General features: G+C 70.7%; 1 protein-coding gene. It reads right to left on the bottom strand.

Going from position 1 to position 509, the window contains the following annotated elements; all coding sequences use genetic code 11:
- On the bottom strand, positions 1–400 hold a 400-nt coding region (locus PGW49_RS10415), incomplete at its 3' end, for an IS110 family transposase (protein ID WP_333519629.1).
- Positions 401–509 lie beyond the last annotated feature (109 nt).

Raw genomic sequence — 509 nt, 5'->3', positions numbered from 1 at the left:
CGTGGGCGGCGGCGAGGTCCCTGAGCCCCTCGATCTCGGGGGACGGCACCCATACCGGGGTGACGTCGTGCGACAGTATCGCCTTGGCCATCCTGGCCGCGTCGTTGCGGTCGTTCTTGGACGAGAGGTCGGCCGCCGACCTCGGGACCCTGGAGACGGCCGCGACGACGCAGTCGACGCCGAGGGCCGACAGCTCCCTCTGCGGCGCGAAGCCGAGGTAGCCGCTCTCGTAGGCGGCGAGCGACGGGCCGGGGAAGCCCGACATCCACTCCGCGACCTCGCCCCAGGGGTTGCCGCGGAACCTCCTCGCCACGGCCTCGCCCGTCTCCGCGTCGAGCGCGCAGACGGTGGTGGACCTGAGGTGTACGTCCATTCCGAAGGCGGTAGAATATCTAGGCACGGGAGCCTCCCAACCTCGTTGCGGCGCGGCTGCGCCTCTGGCACTTCAACAACATTGTCGCAGCCCCGAGCCGCGGTCACGAGCGGGGGCTCCTGTCGTTTCCGTGCCC

The sequence above is a fragment of the Collinsella aerofaciens genome (genome assembly GCF_027679495.1).
Classification (GTDB): Bacteria; Actinomycetota; Coriobacteriia; order Coriobacteriales; family Coriobacteriaceae; genus Collinsella; species Collinsella aerofaciens_AK.
The sequence above is the reverse complement of the archived record's forward strand: the minus strand, read 5'-3'. Positions and strand labels throughout refer to the sequence as shown.